Annotated in this window: 17 protein-coding genes; 4 read left to right on the top strand and 13 right to left on the bottom strand. The window is 69.4% G+C overall.

Annotation, left to right across the window (positions count from 1 at the left end):
• Position 1 precedes the first annotated feature (1 nt).
• From DYE23_RS03740 to DYE23_RS03690, 11 genes are all read right to left on the bottom strand, one after another.
• Positions 2 to 628, bottom strand: coding sequence for an ABC transporter ATP-binding protein (locus tag DYE23_RS03740; protein ID WP_011891117.1), 627 nt, complete (start codon positions 626 to 628; stop codon positions 2 to 4).
• Positions 625 to 1,392 carry an ATP-binding cassette domain-containing protein gene (locus DYE23_RS03735; RefSeq protein WP_011891118.1) on the bottom strand — a complete coding sequence of 256 codons (768 nt, stop codon included), beginning with the start codon at positions 1,390 to 1,392 and terminating at the stop codon, positions 625 to 627. The genes DYE23_RS03740 and DYE23_RS03735 overlap by 4 nt, the downstream gene beginning before the upstream one ends.
• A complete protein-coding gene (locus tag DYE23_RS03730) occupies positions 1,386 to 2,231 on the bottom strand; it encodes an ABC transporter permease (RefSeq protein WP_013470592.1) in 846 nt (281 codons plus the stop codon). The genes DYE23_RS03735 and DYE23_RS03730 overlap by 7 nt, the downstream gene beginning before the upstream one ends.
• Entirely contained in the window at positions 2,228 to 3,217 is a 990-nt protein-coding gene (locus tag DYE23_RS03725) for an ABC transporter permease (RefSeq protein ID WP_099962824.1), read from the bottom strand. Before DYE23_RS03725 ends, DYE23_RS03730 begins: the two co-directional genes overlap by 4 nt.
• Positions 3,205 to 4,812, bottom strand: coding sequence for an ABC transporter substrate-binding protein (locus tag DYE23_RS03720; protein ID WP_235660322.1), 1,608 nt, complete (start codon positions 4,810 to 4,812; stop codon positions 3,205 to 3,207). Before DYE23_RS03720 ends, DYE23_RS03725 begins: the two co-directional genes overlap by 13 nt.
• 57 nt (positions 4,813 to 4,869) lie before the next feature.
• Positions 4,870 to 5,256, bottom strand: a complete 387-nt coding sequence (locus DYE23_RS03715) for a hypothetical protein (RefSeq protein WP_011891122.1) — start codon at positions 5,254 to 5,256, stop codon at positions 4,870 to 4,872.
• Positions 5,249 to 5,527: a putative holin gene (locus DYE23_RS03710; RefSeq protein ID WP_013470589.1), complete on the bottom strand. Its 279-nt coding sequence runs from the start codon at positions 5,525 to 5,527 to the stop codon at positions 5,249 to 5,251. Before DYE23_RS03710 ends, DYE23_RS03715 begins: the two co-directional genes overlap by 8 nt.
• A gap of 311 nt (positions 5,528 to 5,838) precedes the next feature.
• Positions 5,839 to 6,315: a DUF779 domain-containing protein gene (locus tag DYE23_RS03705; protein ID WP_115328854.1), complete on the bottom strand. Its 477-nt coding sequence runs from the start codon at positions 6,313 to 6,315 to the stop codon at positions 5,839 to 5,841.
• A 1-nt stretch (position 6,316) separates the two neighbouring features.
• Entirely contained in the window at positions 6,317 to 7,624 is a 1,308-nt protein-coding gene (locus DYE23_RS03700; protein ID WP_011891125.1) for a GAF domain-containing protein, read from the bottom strand.
• A 23-nt stretch (positions 7,625 to 7,647) separates the two neighbouring features.
• Positions 7,648 to 8,442, bottom strand: coding sequence for an acetoin reductase (locus tag DYE23_RS03695; RefSeq protein WP_013470588.1), 795 nt, complete (start codon positions 8,440 to 8,442; stop codon positions 7,648 to 7,650).
• Positions 8,443 to 8,444: 2 nt separating this feature from the next.
• A complete protein-coding gene (locus tag DYE23_RS03690) occupies positions 8,445 to 9,497 on the bottom strand; it encodes a 2,3-butanediol dehydrogenase (protein WP_013470587.1) in 1,053 nt (350 codons plus the stop codon).
• Between the two features lie 129 nt (positions 9,498 to 9,626).
• On the opposite strand from DYE23_RS03690, the gene DYE23_RS03685 reads away from it, so the two are divergent.
• The 4 genes from DYE23_RS03685 to DYE23_RS03670 all read left to right on the top strand — a co-directional run bounded on the left by DYE23_RS03685 (position 9,627) and on the right by DYE23_RS03670 (position 14,590).
• On the top strand, positions 9,627 to 11,471 hold the full coding sequence (locus DYE23_RS03685; protein WP_013470586.1) for an NAD(P)-binding domain-containing protein: 1,845 nt from the start codon (positions 9,627 to 9,629) through the stop codon (positions 11,469 to 11,471).
• 80 nt (positions 11,472 to 11,551) lie between these two features.
• Positions 11,552 to 13,597: a prolyl oligopeptidase family serine peptidase gene (locus DYE23_RS03680; RefSeq protein ID WP_115326521.1), complete on the top strand. Its 2,046-nt coding sequence runs from the start codon at positions 11,552 to 11,554 to the stop codon at positions 13,595 to 13,597.
• Between the two features lie 19 nt (positions 13,598 to 13,616).
• Complete coding sequence (locus DYE23_RS03675) at positions 13,617 to 14,273, top strand: LpqN/LpqT family lipoprotein (protein ID WP_115326520.1); 657 nt, start codon at positions 13,617 to 13,619, stop codon at positions 14,271 to 14,273.
• Entirely contained in the window at positions 14,270 to 14,590 is a 321-nt protein-coding gene (locus tag DYE23_RS03670; protein ID WP_115326519.1) for a hypothetical protein, read from the top strand. The genes DYE23_RS03675 and DYE23_RS03670 overlap by 4 nt, the downstream gene beginning before the upstream one ends.
• A gap of 10 nt (positions 14,591 to 14,600) precedes the next feature.
• Here DYE23_RS03670 and DYE23_RS03665 read toward each other — a convergent pair whose 3' ends face one another.
• Both DYE23_RS03665 and DYE23_RS03660 read right to left on the bottom strand, forming a co-directional pair.
• The gene (locus DYE23_RS03665; protein WP_115326518.1) at positions 14,601 to 15,248 is read right to left on the bottom strand and encodes a DedA family protein; all 648 of its coding nucleotides are present in this window, start codon (positions 15,246 to 15,248) and stop codon (positions 14,601 to 14,603) included.
• Between the two features lie 25 nt (positions 15,249 to 15,273).
• The gene (locus DYE23_RS03660; protein ID WP_115326517.1) at positions 15,274 to 16,137 is read right to left on the bottom strand and encodes a hypothetical protein; all 864 of its coding nucleotides are present in this window, start codon (positions 16,135 to 16,137) and stop codon (positions 15,274 to 15,276) included.
• Between the last annotated feature and the right edge of the window lie 4 nt (positions 16,138 to 16,141).

The following is a 16,141-nucleotide window of genomic DNA, read 5'->3' as shown; positions in this document are numbered from 1 at the left end:
CCTACCCTAATGGGCTCGGCAAGGCGAGCGTGGCCGCTGTGAGCGTCTCGACCAAGACGGCGTCGTGGCTGACGAGGACCACGGCCGCGCCGCCGGAGGCGAGCCCGCGCAGCAGCGTCACGACCGACGCGGTGGAAATGGGGTCGAGCATCGCGGTCGGCTCGTCGCACAGCACGAACCGTGCCCGCTGGATGAGCACCCGCGCGATGCAGGCGCGCTGCAGTTGTCCGTCGCTGACCTGCCCCGGATAGCGGTCGAGCAGCGCCGGGTCCAGCCCCACGTCGCCGGCGGTGCTGTGCAGGTCGTCGGGGCCGAACCGATCACCGCGGATCAGTGCGGGCTCGGCGATGATCTGGCCCAGGGTCCAGCGCGGGTTGCACACCAGACGCGGATGCTGGGCGAGCAGCGCGATCGACCCCTTGGGCGCCACCGGCTCCCCGTCGTAGCGGATCTCGCCGGTGTCGGGCTGGTGCAGCCCGGCCAGCACCCGCAGCAGCGTGGTCTTGCCGCTGCCCGACGTGCCGGTCACCCCGGTGACGTCCCCGGCGGGCGCGCTCAGGTCGACCGCGTGCAGGACGGTCCTCCCGCCGAGGGCCAGCCCGACGCCGGTGGCCTGCAGTCCGGTCACACCAGAACCGTCCCGAGCAGGGCCTGCGTGTACGGATCGGGACTGCCGAGAGCGTCGGACAACGGCGCCTGGGACAACACCGTGCCTCGTGCCATCACCGCGACCTCGTCGCACACCTGCGCGCGCAGCAGCGATGGCATGTCGTGGGTGATCACCAGCACGCCGGCGCCGTCGGAGGCAGCGTCGCCGAGCAGCCGCCAGATCACGGCGGCGTTGTCCGGGTCCAGCGCCGAGGTGGGTTCGTCGGCGATCAGCAGACCGGGGCGCCCGGCGAGTGCCGCGGCGATCGCGACGCGCTGGGCCATGCCGCCCGACAGTTCGTGCGGGTAGCGGTCGACGACACCGGCGGGCAGCGCCATGGCGGCACACAGGTGTTCCGGGGTTCGGTCGGATCTCAGCCGGGCGCAGATCTCGGCCAGCTGGGAGCCGACCGTGCGTACGGGCGTGAACGACGTCGCCGCCGACTGCGGCACGGAACCGACGTGACGGCCGCGCAGGGCGCGCCAGGCGCGCTCGTCGTCACAGCGCACCTGCCGGCCGCCGACGTGCACCGTGCCGTGGACCCGGGAACCCGGCGGCAGCAGCCCGCTCAGCGCGGCGGCCACCAGCGACTTGCCGCACCCCGACTCGCCGACCAGGGCGGTGACGCGGCCGGCGGGGATGTCGAGGTGGACGTCGTCGAGAACGTCGACGACGGCCGAGGCGCGTCCCCGGCGAAGATCGATGCCCACGGTCAGCCCGGTCAGGCGTGCGGCGCTCACCACACCTGTCCCGTCGGTGGTCGGTGCCTGTTGCGCATGAGGGTGCCTGCCGCGGCGAAGGCGAGCGCGGTGGCGATCAGCGCCGCGGCGGGGACGGCCAGCGTCCACCAGGCGCCGGTGAGCACGTCACCGCGGGCCTCGCTGAGCAGCGTGCCGAGGCTGGCGCGGTCCGGGGAGAGGCCGACGCCGAGGAACGACAGCGTCGACTCGTGCCATACCGCGTGCGGCAGCAGCACGATCATCGCGACGAGCGCCTGGCCGGTCACCGCGGGCACCAGATGGGTGCGTGCGACGAACCACCGCGACGCCCCCGCCAGCCGTGCCGATTCCACCCACCCCGCGTCGGCGACCGCGAGCAGCTCGGCGCGCACCACCCGCGCGACCGCCGGCCAGTGGGTCAACGCGATGGACGCGATGATCGCCAGCGGGGCGCCGCGCCACATCGCGGCGATCACGATGCCGACCACCAGGTGGGGCAGCGCGTTGAAGCCGTCGACCAGACGCATCACGACCGCGTCGAACCACCCGCCGACCAGTGCCGCGGCCACCCCGACGGCAAGGCCCAGACACGTGGCCGCCACCGCGCACACCACGGCGATCACGAGTGAGACCCGCAGACCCTCCGCAGTGCGGACCAGCAGGTCGTAGCCCGAATGATCGGTTCCGACAAGGTGTTCGACGCTCGGCGGGCGCAACGCGGCGGAGAAATCAGCCACCTGCTCACCGGCGATCAGCGGGATGCCGACAGCGGCCACGGCGATCGCGCCCAGCACGAGCCACGGCCACCGGGAGGTGCGCGCCAGAACGCTCATGGCCGATGATTCGCTCGCAAGCTCGCTCATGCGCTCATCCTGACCCGCGGATCGATCGCCACCGCGGCCGCGTCCGACAGTGCCGAACCGGCCAGCACCGCGGCGGCCGCGGCCACCGTGAGCGCTGCGAGCAGCGGAAAGTCCAGCGCTGCAGCGGAATCCACCAGCACAGCGGCCATGCCTGGCCAGCCGAAGACGGTCTCGACGATCGCGGCACCGGCGATCAGCTCGGGTAGGCGGGTTCCCAGCAGCGCCAGCGTGGGCAGTACCGAGACGGGTGCGATATGGCCGCGCAGCAGCGCCCAGCCGTGCACCCCGCGCGACCGCGCGGCGCGCACCGCGTCGGAGTCGACGCTTTCCACCACGGCGGCACGGGTGGTCAGCAACAGCCAGGGGATCATCGACACCGTCAGCGCGATCCACGGCAGGATGCCATGGCGCAGAACACCTTCGATGGTGTAGTCGGCGCCCGGCGCAGCGGCGCCGGACGCGGGAAGCCACCGCAGGCCGACCGCGACGACCACCACCAGAGCCAGCGACACCACGAACGGCGGCACCGCGGCGAACGTCACCGAGAAGCCGGTACACAGCCGGTCGATGAGGCCGCCGCGGTGCATGCCCGCCAGGCACCCCAGCAGGATCGCCACCAGCGTCGCGGTCAGCAGCGCGGCCCCGGACAGGGCCAGGGTGAACGGCATCCGCTCAACCAGGACGGTGGTGACCGGCTGCGACTGCGTCGACGACCAGCCGAGCTCACCCCGCGCGACGCCACCGATCCATTGCCACCAGGCCTGATACCACGGCATGTCGGTGTGGTAGGCCTCGCGCATCGCGTCACGCTGGGACTGCGTCGCGAACTGGTAGTTGCCGCCGAGGTAGGCGGCCAGCGGGTCGAACGGCGACAGCGACGCGACGGCGAAGATCGCCGCCGAGATCCCCACCGTCAACGGCGCAGCGACGGCGGTCCGGATCGCGAGCAAGCGGGCCGCGGCACGCGCCGGTGTCAGCGTGTCCACGCCGCGAGATTCCACCAGGGTCCCCACGAGACCCCGTGCGAGTGGGGCTCCATGATCGGCGCGCTCTGCTGCCAGCCGAGATCCCGGTAGCTGTAGGTGTGGTGCAGGAACACCAGGAACACATGCGACGGCGCGGCCGCGTACCTGGCCTGGATCTCGCGGTACAGCGCGTCCTTGGCGGGGCCGGACGGAGACTGTGCGGCCTGTTCGAGCAGCGCGTCCAGTCCCGGCGCGGTGAAGTTTCCCGGGTTGGAGTACGGCGACGAGTCGGGCACCCGCGTGTGCAGGGTGTCATAGACCTGGGAGTCGATGCTGTAGGGCGTCGCGCCGCCGCCGAGCACCACCGCGGAATCGGCGAACCGGGTGTCGATCTCGTCCCAGCTGGTGCCGCGGGGGCGGACGTCGACGCCGAGCGGCTTCATCGCCGCGGCGTAGGCGACCGCCAGATCGCGTCGCAGCGTGTCCTGCGCGTTGTACAGCAGCTCGAATGATGCTCGTGCACCGTCTTTTTCGCGGATCTGTCCGGCGCCGGGGCGCCATCCTGCATCGTCGAGCAGGTTCCGGGCCCGGTCGAGGTCGAGCAGGTTCCGGGCCCGGTCGAGGTCGAACACGTACTGCGCCCCGGGGTCGTAAGCGTCGCCGTACGCGTCGGCCACCGGTGTGGCTGCCGGGCTGCCGTAACCGACGAGGACATCGCGGACCAGCGCGTCGCGGTCGATGCCGACGTTCATCGCCAGCCGGGCGGTCACGTCGGCGGTGAACGGATTGTCCGCGGGCAGCGCGATGCCGCGCCAGTCCGCGGAGCGCACGGCGACGGTCTGCACGTCATCGTTCGAGCCTTTGACCGAATCGATGAGCCGCGGTGGAAGATTCGTCCCGTCGACGGCCCCGGAGACCATGCTCTGCGCCCGCGCGTTGTCGTCGGGCGCATAGGTGTAGACGAGCCGTCGGACCTGCGGGGCGTCACCCCAGTAGTCGTCGCGCGCGACCAGGACGGCCTGATCGGGACGCAGACTGTCGAGTCGGTAGGGGCCGGTGCCGACGGGGGCGGTGTTTACGGCCCAATCCGCGGCCGGTGTCGCCTCGACCCTCTCCGAGGGCAGGATGCCCAGCAGCAGATAGGGTTTCGGGTCGGCCGCGGTGTCGAGCTCGACGACGACGGCGTCGGGGCCGTCGGCCTCGATCGACACGATGGGTGCCACCGAGGTCGAGATCTCCGACGCCACCCGGGGATCCCGGACCGCGTCGTAGGTCGCCACCACATCGACGGGGTCGAAGGTGGTTCCATCGGAGAACACGACGCCGGGGCGCAGGGGTACACGCCAGCGGTTCGGTCCGGCCGGCTGCGGTTCCTGCGCGGCGAGCGCAGGGACCAATTCCGGAATGACGGCATCGGTGGTCGCGCTCGGCCGGTAGAGACCGTCGTAGATCGGTGAGACCCCGGATTCCGCGTAGCCGTTGACCGGGTTGAAGCCGCCGAGCTCATATCCTTCCGCGAGCACGATCTGGTCGCGGGGCTCGGCCGGGGAGGAGGACGAGCACGCCGTCACGGCGACCAGGACAGCCGCGAGGACCGACGCAACGCGGAAGTTCATGTGTCTATCTGAACACATGAACTAATTCATGGCTCAACTACCTCACCCGAGGCACACCTACGTCGAGATCCACCCGAACACGTAGCTCGCGTACAACCCGCCGGCTCCGAGGGCAGCGGCCAGGGGCGCCGACATCAGAGCCAGCGACATCGCCGCCAGACCGGGTCGCTCCTGCACCATCGCCGTCAGCAGACTGCCCACGGTGCACGCGACGACGAACACCAGAACGGCGAAGACCGGCAGGGACTTGTCGGCCCCGTGGAACCACCAGTAGTAGAGGCCTGCGCCGGCCGCAGCGGCCGCGATCCACATTCCGGCGGTGACGAGAACGAACCGCCACCGGCTGACGGACTGCTCGGCCGACGGGACGACGATCGGCTGCGCGTGCGGTGGCGGAAGCTCGTTCGAGGGGGAGGGATCCTCCAGGATCGTCTGCTCAGACACCGGAGGCCACCTGGATCGCGGTGAGGGCACCGAACCAGCCCGGTCCGATGGCCAGGATCATTGCCCCGACGGCAGTCACCCATCGGCGGCTCGACATCAGGATCATCAGCATCCCCAGGACACCGGGGACGCCGATCACGAGACCGATCACGACGTCCGGACGGACCGTCGCGGTGACTTCGACGGCGGCGAGGAGCGCGGCCATCATTCCCAGAGCGACACCGATGATCATCACTCCGGCGAGGACCGATGCTCGTGGCAACGGGATCACGGGTTCGACGATAACGCTGCTACGGGCCACTTTTGGGACGGCGCGCCGTGCTTGCGGCCACGGGGCCGTCACAACTCGGTCACGAAGGGGATGCGGGAATTCGGCCAACAGCCGGTTGTCCCTCGAGTTCTCAGCCACGGCGTGTCCAGTGCGCGGCCAGGGCTCGATCCGCCGCCGGAATGACTCTGATGACAATGCCAGCCTGATCAATGGGGCAGATGCGGGTGAGAACATCACGGGCGAAGCGAGAGTGCAGTCAGGTCGCAGAAACACGCGAGAACCCGCCCTGGGCGCACGCTCGGCGAGCAGGCCTACTTCTGCGGAATCGCGCACGCGTCAACCGCATCCGCAACGAGGTGCGACCCGGTGGGCGACGGCCGCTCCCCGCACTCATACGCCGCCCCTGTCACCGGCGGGGCGTCGTCGAGCGCCCGGTTCTCGTCCTCGGTGAACGCCCGGCCGCGGGACAGAAACCGCTTGCCCTCCGGCGATTCGAGACTGAAGCCACCGCCCCTACCCGGCACCACGTCGATCACCAGCTGGGTGTGTTTCCACGTGTCGAACTGGGGACCGGAGATCCAGACCGGAACGCCGGTTCCCACGTCGAGCACCGCGAGCAGCACGTCACGGTCTCCGACGATGAAATCCCCGGCGGGATAACACATCGGCGACGATCCGTCGCAGCAGCCACCGGACTGGTGAAACATCAACGGGCCGTGACGTTCCTGAAGAGTCAGTAGTAGTTCCGCGGCGGCGGCGGTGATCAGCGCCCGGTGCGGTACGGCCATGTCAGCCATTCTCCCTCGCGGCGCGGATCACCGGGGCGTTCGACGGCGGGAGAACCATGCGCCGGTCGGCGGGATACCGGACGGACAACTCGATCGCCCCCGCGAACCGGTAGGGCTGCGTGGCGAGGATCCCGGCGAACTGCTTGCGCAGCCGCGACATCTCCGCGCGCACGGTCACCACTTTCGACCGGTCTCCGTAGAGGTCCTCCGCGAGCTGGGGCGCCGATCGTCCTTGCGGCGAGAGCGCGAGAGCGACAAGGATTTCCGCGTGCCGCAATGACAGGTCGTGGCGCCAGCTGCCGGACCGTCCGACCATGACCAGCGACGGCCGGTCCGGGTCACTGACGTCGAGCGTCGCCCGCGACGGTTGCGCCTCGTCGGCGTCCTCGCCGTCCTCTCCCCCGGCCGGACGCACCAACCAGCCGCCGGGCAGAGGCTCGACGGCGCACATCCCCAACGTCGCCAACCGCACCCGCCCAGGGCCGAGCCGCTCGGGTAACAGGATGCGGTGGTGCAGCGGCATCGCGTCGACCGCGGCCACCCACCCGTCCGTGTCGACGACCAGTGCGGGGCTGCCCATCCGCGCCAGGATCGGCGCGGTCAGCGCCCGCAGCCTGTTCAGCGTGCGGTCGTGCTCCACCCGCAGATGGGATTCGGCGAGCCGGGCGACGGCGTCGACGAGGGCCACGGTCGTCGGGTGCACGGTCGCGGCCGGACCGGACACGTCGACCACGCCGATGACCTGCCCCGTGCGCGGATCCCGGATGGGCGCTCCGGCGCACGTCCACGAGTGGTGGCTGCGCAGGAAGTGCTCGGCCGAGAACACCTGGACGGCCCGCTGGGACACCAACGCCGTCCCGATCGCGTTCGTGCCGACCGCGCGCTCACCCCAGTTCGCCCCTTCGACGAAGCCCAGCCGGTCGGCGTTCATCAGCACCGACGGCGACCCCGAGCGCCACAGCACCCGGCCCTTCGCGTCGGCCACCACGAGGATGTTCTCGCCGTCGGCGACCAGCGGCCCCAGACCGTGGGAGATGTCGTCGAGGACCTCCATCAGCCCGGAGGACCGACGGAGCATCTCCAGCGCACCCGTCTCGACCACCGGCTCGGCGTGTTCGTCGGGTTCGATACCGCTGGCCATGATCCGGCGCCACGAGTCCCCGATGACCTCCCGCGGACGCGCCGGCGCACGATCACCGGCCATCGTCGCGTCGTAGACAGCCGACATCAGCCGCGCATAACTGCGCGGATCCTCACCGACTGCGACCGCGGGTTCAGGCACGAGCGGGCTGCCGACATTGCTGGGCATCGACTCCGATTGTGCTCCCCATCTCAGCGGTAGACCAGACCGCCGTCGATCAGCCCCGCCTGCCCCGTCATGTAGTCCGAATCCGGCCCGGCCAGATACGACACGAAACCGGCGACGTCGTCCGGGGTCTCGGCCCGGCCCAGCGCGATGCCCCCGACGAACTTGTCGTACGTCTCGCCCTCGGCGGCACCGGTCAGCTCGGCGAACCGTTTGTCGATCTCCACCCACATGTCGGTGCCGACGACGCCGGGACAGTACGCGTTGACGGTGATGCCGTCGGCGGCGTGCTCCTTGGCGGCGGCCTGGGTGAGAGCCCTGACCGCGAACTTCGTCGCGCTGTACGGACCGAGCATCGCGAACCCGTCGTGGCCCGCGATCGACGAGGCGTTGATGATCTTGCTGATCTTTCCCTGCTCCTTGTTGTGCAACGCCGTGAACTGCGCGACCGCCGCCTGGATACCCCACAGCACCCCGTCGACGTTGATCGACCAGAGTTTCTGAATCTCGGCCGGTGTCACCTCGCTGATCGGACCGACGAGCGCGATGCCTGCGTTGTTCACCATGATGTCGAAACCGCCGAGGGCCGAAGAGGCGTGGCGCACCGCGGCGAAGACCTGGTCGCGGTCGCTGACGTCAGCCACGAACGTCGTTGTTTTGCTGCCGATTTCGGCGATCTCCGCGGCGACGTCATCGAGACCGTCCTGATGGACGTCCACCAGAGCCACATCGGCGCCGTCCCGGGCCAGGCGCAGGGCGATGCCCCGGCCGATACCGCGGGCCGCTCCGGTGACGAGCGCGACTTTTCCGTTGATTGCCATGACTATTGCGCTCCGTTCGGATCGACGAGAACCTTCATCTTCGTGCCGGCGTGCAACGCTTCGAAGCCCTCGTCGACCACGTCGTCGATCGGGATCCGGGTGACCCAGCCGGTGGTGTCGTATCGGCCGTCGGCCATCAGCGCGATCACCGACTCGAAGTCGGCGCCGGTGTAACACAGCGAGCCCTGGATCCTCGACTCGTTCATCACGAGATTCAGAAGCGGTGTCTCCAAGGGTTTTTCGTAGATGGCGACGCTGATCATCGGCTTTCGGGACCCGACGCAGCCCAGCGCGGTGGCGACCGCCGGTGTCACGCCGGCGGCGTCGAACACCGCGTCGGCGCCATCGCCGCCCGTATGGTCGGCGATGAAGGCCGGCACGTCGTCGGCTGTCGGGTCGAGGGTCCTGGCCCCGAGCGCTTCGATCGCGGTGCGGCGGGTCGGTGACGGCTCCACCACGAACACGTCGTCAAGCCCTTTGCCGCGCAACGCGAACCACAGGCCGATCCCGATGGGGCCGGCGCCGAACACCATGGCCGTGTCACCGGCGCTGACCTCGCCGAGGGTGGCGGCGTGATAGGCCACCGACATCGGCTCGACCAGCGCGCCGAGCTCCAGCGACACGGTGTCGGGCAGCCGGTGCAGCATGCCCGTCGGCACCACGGTGTATTCGGCCATGCCGCCGTCGGACATCAGGCCGTGAAAGCCGATCTGCTGGCAGACGTTGTAGTTGCCGGCCCGGCACGGGCCGCACTGATCGCACTTGTAGATCGGCTCGACCGCCACACGATCGCCCTCCCGCCACCCGGTGACGCCGTCGCCGACCGCGGTGATCGTGCCGGAGAACTCGTGGCCCATCGTCAGCGGCAGCTGCGCGCCGGTCAGGGGATGCGGCGCCGTCGGCACGAAGATCGGGCCCGCGTAGTACTCGTGCAGGTCGGTTCCGCAGATGCCGTTGAAGCCGACCTTCAGCTTGACCGTCCCGGGTCGAGCCTCGGGTTCTGGCACGTCGTCGACCTCGAGTTTGTTCGGTCCGTAGTAGACAGCTGCTCTCATGCCGCATTCCTATGTGACGGCCGACACAGCGCGAAAGAGTTGCAGGGGGTTGCAGCCCCCGGCGCTCGGGCCGTTGCAACTCTTCGCAACTCTTGCCGCCGGTAACGCCCCCGGTGTGTCCTGGCTCACATGACTTCGACTCTTGACCCTCAGACCACCACCGAGCTGACGCCGCAGCAGCGGGTCGACGGGTGGCTCGCCGCGTTCGAATCGGCGCTCGCCGTCCGTGACATCGAGCGCATCACCGGCATGTTCGCCGTCGACAGCTTCTGGCGCGACCTCGTGTCGTTCACCTGGAACATCAAGACCGTGGAAGGCCGCGACCAGATCGCCGACATGCTGGAGGCCCGCCTCGCCGAGACCGAGCCGTCAGCGTTCCGCACCCGCGAACCCGCCGTCCTGGACGGCACCGGCGAGGACGCGGTGGTCTCGGCGTTCATCGAGTTCCAGACGGCCGCCGGCCGCGGAACCGGGCATCTGCGGTTGCGTGCCGACGACGGGACAGATCGGGCGTGGACCCTGCTCACCGCGCTGCAGGAGCTCAAGGGTCACGAGGAACGCAGAGGGCCCAGCCGGGTGCTCGGCGCCGTGCACGGCGACGATCCCGATCCACGGTCGTGGGCCGAGAAGAAGGCGGCCGAGGATGCCGAGCTGGGCCGGACCATCCAGCCCTACGTCCTGGTGATCGGCGGCGGGCAGGGCGGCATCGCGCTGGGTGCCCGGCTGCGCCAGCTCGGGGTGCCGGCGATCGTCGTCGACAAGCACGAGCGTCCCGGCGATCAGTGGCGCAAGCGGTACAAGTCGCTGTGCCTGCACGACCCGGTCTGGTACGACCACCTGCCGTATCTCCCGTTCCCGCCGAACTGGCCGGTGTTCGCCCCGAAGGACAAGATCGGCGACTGGCTGGAGTTCTACACCCGCGTCATGGAGGTGCCCTACTGGTCGAAGACGACCTGCCTGTCGGCCACGTTCGACGAGGCCGCGGACCAGTGGACCGTCGAGGTCGACCGCGACGGTGAGCGGCTCACGCTGCATCCGACGCAGCTGGTGCTGGCCACCGGCATGTCCGGCAAACCGAGAGTCCCGACGCTGCCCGGCCAGGACGTCTTCCGCGGCGACCAGCACCATTCCAGCGCACATCCCGGTCCCGACGCGTACGCCGGGAAGAAGGCGGTCGTCATCGGGTCGAACAATTCGGCGCACGACATCTGCAAGGCGCTCTGCGAGAACGGCGTCGACGTCACGATGGTGCAGCGCAGCTCCACCCACATCGTCAAGTCCGACACCCTGATGGACATCGGGCTCGGCGATCTGTACTCCGAACGGGCACTGGCTTCGGGGATGACCACGGAGAAGGCGGACCTGACGTTCGCCTCGCTGCCGTACCGGATCATGCACGAGTTCCAGATCCCGCTGTACGACCAGATGCGCGAACGCGACAAGGAGTTCTACGACCGGCTCGAAGCCGCCGGCTTCGAATTGGACTGGGGCGCTGACGGTTCCGGACTGTTCATGAAGTACCTGCGACGTGGCTCGGGCTATTACATCGACGTCGGCGCCTGTGACATGGTCGCCGACGGACGGATCAAGCTCGCCCACGGCCAGGTCGCCCGGCTGACCGAGGACTCCGTGGTGCTCGCCGACGGCACCGTGCTGCCCGCCGACGTCGTCGTGTACGCGACCGGCTACGGCTCGATGAACGGGTGGGCCGCCGACCTGATCGGACAGGACGTCGCGGACAAGGTCGGCAAGGTGTGGGGCCTGGGCAGCGACACCCCGAAGGATCCCGGCCCGTGGGAGGGCGAGCAGCGCAACATGTGGAAGCCCACCCAGCAGCCGAACCTGTGGTTCCACGGCGGCAACCTGCACCAGTCGCGGCACTACTCGCTGTATCTGGCGCTGCAGCTCAAAGCCCGCCACGTCGGGATGCCGACCCCGGTCTACGGGCTGCAGGAGGTCCACCACCTGTCCTGACCGTCTCCGCCGAAATTGCATTCCAGCAGGGAAAGTACGAGTGCGGACCTGCTGGAATGCAATTTCGGCGGGTGTGAACAATGGGTGAGGTGACCGACACCCGCCCCGAGCCGACCGCGCACCCCCCCGAGACCGACCCCTACCTGTGGCTGGAGGACGTCACCGGCGACGACGCCCTGGCCTGGGTGCGCGCGCACAACGACCCGACGGTGACCGAACTCGGCGGCGAGCGCTTCGAGCAGATGCGCGCCGAGGCGCTCGAGGTGCTCGACACCGACGCGCGGATCCCGTACGTGCGGCGCCGCGGCGAATACCTGTACAACTTCTGGCGCGACGCCGCCAACCCGAAGGGCCTGTGGCGGCGCACGACACTGGAGAGCTACCGCGCCGAGAACACCGACTGGGACGTCATCATCGACGTCGACGAGCTGGCCCGCACCGACGGGGAGAACTGGGTGTGGGCCGGCGCGGACGTTCTGGAGCCCACCCACTCGCTCGCGTTGATCAGCCTGTCTCGCGGCGGGGCGGACGCCGCCGTGGTCCGTGAATTCGACATGCAGACAAGGGCTTTCGTCGACGGTGGCTTCGAGCTGACCGAGGCCAAGTCGCAGGTGTCCTGGGAGGACGAGAACACGCTGCTGATCGGCACCGACTTCGGCGCCGGTTCGCTCACCGAGTCCGGCTACCCGCGCCTGGTGAAGCGGTGGCGGCGCGGCCAGGCGCTCACCGACGCCGAAACACTGTTCAGCGGCGCGGAGTCCGACGTGCTCGTCGCCGGGTCACGCGACCACACACCGGGTTACGAGCGCACGCTGATTGCACGGGCCTTCGACTTCTTCAACGAACAGGTCTACGAGCTGCGCGGCGGCGAACTCATCCGGATCGACACCCCCACCGACGCCAGCATCTCCCTGCACCGCGAATGGCTGCTGATCGAGCTGCGTACCGAATGGCAGCACCTCGGGCACGCCTACCCCGCCGGTTCACTGCTGGCCGCGGACTACGACGAGTTCCTCGCCGGCGCCGCCGAGCTGCAGGTGGTCTTCACCCCCGACGCGCACACCTGCCTGCACCATTACGCGTGGACCCGCGACCGGCTCATCGTCGTCACGCTGGCCGACGTCGCGAGCCGGGTCGAGGTGTACACCCCCGGCGAGTGGACCTCCGAACCGGTGCACGGCCTGCCGGAGAACACCAACACCGTGATCGTGGCGGCCGACGACCTCGGCGACGAGATCTTCCTGGACTCCTCCGGCTTCGACACCCCCTCGCGTCTGCTCTACGGCACCGCGGGCGGCGAGCTCGCCGAAATCAAACGGGCACCGTCGTTCTTCGACGCCGCCGACCTGGAGGTTTCGCAGTTCTTCGCGACCTCCGACGACGGAACCGAGATCCCGTACTTCGTCGTCGGGCACCGTCACCGGCAGGGGCCCGGCCCGACGCTGCTCGGCGGTTACGGCGGGTTCGAGGTCTCCCGCACCCCGGGGTACGACGGGGTCATGGGCCGGCTGTGGCTGTCGCGCGGCGGCACCTACGTGCTGGCCAACATCCGCGGCGGAGGCGAGTACGGCCCGACATGGCACACCCAGGCCATGCGTGAGGGCCGGCACCTGGTCTATGAGGACTTCGCCGCCGTGGCAAAGGATCTGGTGGCACGCGGCATCACGACCGTCGAGCAGCTCGGAGCGCAGGGCGGAAGCAACGGCGGCCTGCTGATGGGGGTCATGCTGACGCGATACCCCGACCTGTTCGGCGCGCTGGTCTGCAGCGTGCCGCTGCTCGACATGAAGCGGTTCCACCTGTTGCTCGCCGGCGCGTCATGGATGGCCGAGTACGGAGACCCCGACGATCCCGACGACTGGGCGTTCATCTCCGAATACTCGCCGTATCAGAACATCTCGGCAGACAGGCGCTACCCGCCGGTGCTGATCACGACCTCCACCCGGGACGACCGGGTACATCCGGGGCATGCCAGGAAGATGACCGCGGCACTGGAGGCCGCCGGGCACCCCGTGAGCTATTACGAGAACATCGAAGGCGGACACGCCGGTGCGTCGGACAATCGGCAGGTCGCTTTCCGCTCCGCGCTGGTCTACGAATACCTGCTGCGCACCCTGGGCGGATGAGGTCAGGCAGACTGGACCCATGCAGACGTCGCCGCGCCTCCGGCCGCAGCATCTGATCGTCGCCGCCGCGGCGGTCCTGCTGACCGCGTGCACGCAGGACGTGACGGGCACCGCGGTACGCGCCACCGGTGCCGGACCGGACGCGACGGGTGGTGATCAGAACGCCTGCGTGTCGGTGTCGGCCCCGCTCGACGACATCCCCACCGAGGACGACAGCGAACCGCTCCTGCGCATCCCGGTGCCCGACGGCTGGGAACGCAACACGATGATGGACAACGACGTCATCCGGTACAGCATCGTGTCCGACGATCTGGTCGCCAACGGGTTCGCCACGAACGCCGTCGTCATTCTGGAATCCGTGCGGGGCAGTCAGGATCCCGCGGAGGTGTTCGACCAGAACCGGGCCAACCTGGAGACCGGACTGGGCGCTTTCGACCTCGAAACCATCGACACCACCACGTGTGGGCTGCCCGCGGAGACCACGTATTACATCGCTCCGCAGATGGGATCAGCTCCCGAGCGTCCGGTGGTGATGCACGCCGTGGTCGCCGAGGACGGCGGGTACACGTTCCTCGCGACGCTGACGATCCAGACCACCGAACCGGACGATCCGCAGTACCTCGACGACGCGCAGGAGATCGTGGACGGCTTCCAGATGGTGCTACCCGATTCATGAGCACGTTGTCGTGGGTGCTGTTCGGCGCTGGAGTGCTCGCGTTGATCCTCGGCGCCGCGGTTCCCGGCCGGGACACCGCGACGGCGCCCAAACGCGCCGTCAAACGCCGGATCTACTGGACGGGCACGGTCGCCGGAGTTCTCCTGCTGTTCTGCTCGGGACTGCCGGACGTGCAGAGCGCCGTGGCGTCGGCCGCGGCGGCGGCGATCCTGATGACCGGGTCCGCCTACTTCCGCACCCCGCACATCAAGATCGGCGACCGCATCTACTCGGCCTATGCGCCGCACCGCAGACCCGACCCGCCGCCGGCCGCGTGAGGCGACGCGCTCAGGACTCCTGACCGGCACGCGCCTTGCGGCGGCGCACCCGGCCCGCGATGAACCAGCCGACGAGCACGATCACCCCGATCATGACCACGGTCTGGAACGTCGAGGCGTAGGGCTCGACGAGGTGCCAGTTGGCGCCGAGCCCGTAGCCGGCGCCGATGAACACGCAGTTCCAGATCAGGCTGCCCAACGTGGTCAGCACCGTGAAGACGACGAAATTCATCCGTTCTGTACCTGCCGGAACGGAGATGAAGCTGCGGAAGAACGGGAGCATCCGGCCGAAGAACACCCCCTTCGTCCCGTGCCGGGCGAACCACTGCGCCGACCTGTCGATGTCCTCGTCGTCGATCAGCGGCATCTTCGTCATGAGCGTGCGCATCCGGGTGTGGCCGAGCCACGCGCCCAGGAAGTAGATGATCCACGCTCCGACGACCGAGCCCACCGTGGTCCACACGATCGCCTCGACCACCGACAGGCGGCCCAGTTTGGCGGCGAAGCCCGCCATCGGCAGGATCACCTCGCTGGGAAGCGGCGGGAACACGTTCTCCAGGAGAATGGCCAGTCCTGCGCCCGGTCCCCCGAGCCGTTCCATGAGGTCCACCGTCCAGCCGGCGAGACCGCCGATGTCGGCTGTGCCCTGTGTCGACAAAAAGGAACCTTCCCGGGAGACGTCGCTACGAGCCTACCGACGGCGACGGCCGGCGCAGCACACTGCCGAGCACGGCGCCGAGCGCGCCGATCACCACCAGACCCACCCCGGCCAGCAGCGTGTAGTTCAGCCACAGGTGCATGCTGCTCTCGGCGTGGGCGACCATGACCTCCGCAACCGTGCGGATGTCACCGGTGGTGCGGTTCAGACCCGCCTCGACGAAGCGTCGGCCCATCTCGATGCCGGCCCAGCCTGCCGCGCCGACGAGCAGCGCCGAAACCCCCAGGGCGGTAAGGGCTTTGCCCCGCGACCGCGCTGCCGCGAGGGTCAGCAGCGCGAAGACGCCGGTGATCGCGGCGGCTCCTACGGCGGCCCACGGACCCCACGTCGCGAGCCAGCGGAGCTTGCCGGGCTGCAGTTCGGGGGTGTCCACGGTGATGGGCACCGTCAGCGTCGGGGGCACCTGGAGATCGAGGGTGCCCAGCGTCGCGGCGAAGGACGGATCCGACAGCATCGGGGCGACGTCGATCAGCCACTCGTCGGTGGAGTTGCCGCTCGGCACGGCACCGGTGAACATCCACCGGTGTGCGATGCGGTTCGCCTGCGCGAACTGCCCCGGGAAACCGTCGTTGCGCGTGTAGGCGTCGGCGACCTCACGGGCCAGGCCGGGGTTGAGCGAGTAGCCGTTGTCGGTGGCAAGCGCCAGCACCTGGGTGGTGAGCTCGCCCGCCATCGCGTCCTGCAGACGGCTGTCCCGGGCGGCCGAGGCGGCCAGTCCGGCGTAGCCGTCCTCACCGATGACGTTCCACTGGGTCCACACCGCGGGTATCGCGACCGCCAGCGCCATCGTCGTCAACAGCCACAGCAGCAGCGCGGCGAGAAAACGCACCGGA

The organism is Mycolicibacterium gilvum (assembly GCF_900454025.1).
GTDB lineage: Bacteria > Actinomycetota > Actinomycetes > Mycobacteriales > Mycobacteriaceae > Mycobacterium > Mycobacterium gilvum.
Note: the sequence above shows the minus strand (reverse complement) of the source record. Positions and strands in the feature narration are given on the sequence as shown.

Excerpts from the sequence above, each read along its gene's own strand:
- DYE23_RS03695 (WP_013470588.1), bottom strand. The coding sequence starts at position 8,442 with ATGGCAATCAACGGAAAAGTCGCGCTCGTCACCGGAGCGGCCCGCGGT.
- DYE23_RS03670 (WP_115326519.1), top strand. The coding sequence starts at position 14,270 with ATGAGCACGTTGTCGTGGGTGCTGTTCGGCGCTGGAGTGCTCGCGTTG.
- DYE23_RS03700 (WP_011891125.1), bottom strand. The coding sequence starts at position 7,624 with ATGCCCAGCAATGTCGGCAGCCCGCTCGTGCCTGAACCCGCGGTCGCA.
- DYE23_RS03685 (WP_013470586.1), top strand. The coding sequence starts at position 9,627 with ATGACTTCGACTCTTGACCCTCAGACCACCACCGAGCTGACGCCGCAG.
- DYE23_RS03690 (WP_013470587.1), bottom strand. The coding sequence starts at position 9,497 with ATGAGAGCAGCTGTCTACTACGGACCGAACAAACTCGAGGTCGACGAC.
- DYE23_RS03680 (WP_115326521.1), top strand. The coding sequence starts at position 11,552 with ATGGGTGAGGTGACCGACACCCGCCCCGAGCCGACCGCGCACCCCCCC.
- DYE23_RS03730 (WP_013470592.1), bottom strand. The coding sequence starts at position 2,231 with ATGAGCGAGCTTGCGAGCGAATCATCGGCCATGAGCGTTCTGGCGCGC.
- DYE23_RS03705 (WP_115328854.1), bottom strand. The coding sequence starts at position 6,315 with ATGGCCGTACCGCACCGGGCGCTGATCACCGCCGCCGCCGCGGAACTA.
- DYE23_RS03720 (WP_235660322.1), bottom strand. The coding sequence starts at position 4,812 with ATGAACTTCCGCGTTGCGTCGGTCCTCGCGGCTGTCCTGGTCGCCGTG.
- DYE23_RS03675 (WP_115326520.1), top strand. The coding sequence starts at position 13,617 with ATGCAGACGTCGCCGCGCCTCCGGCCGCAGCATCTGATCGTCGCCGCC.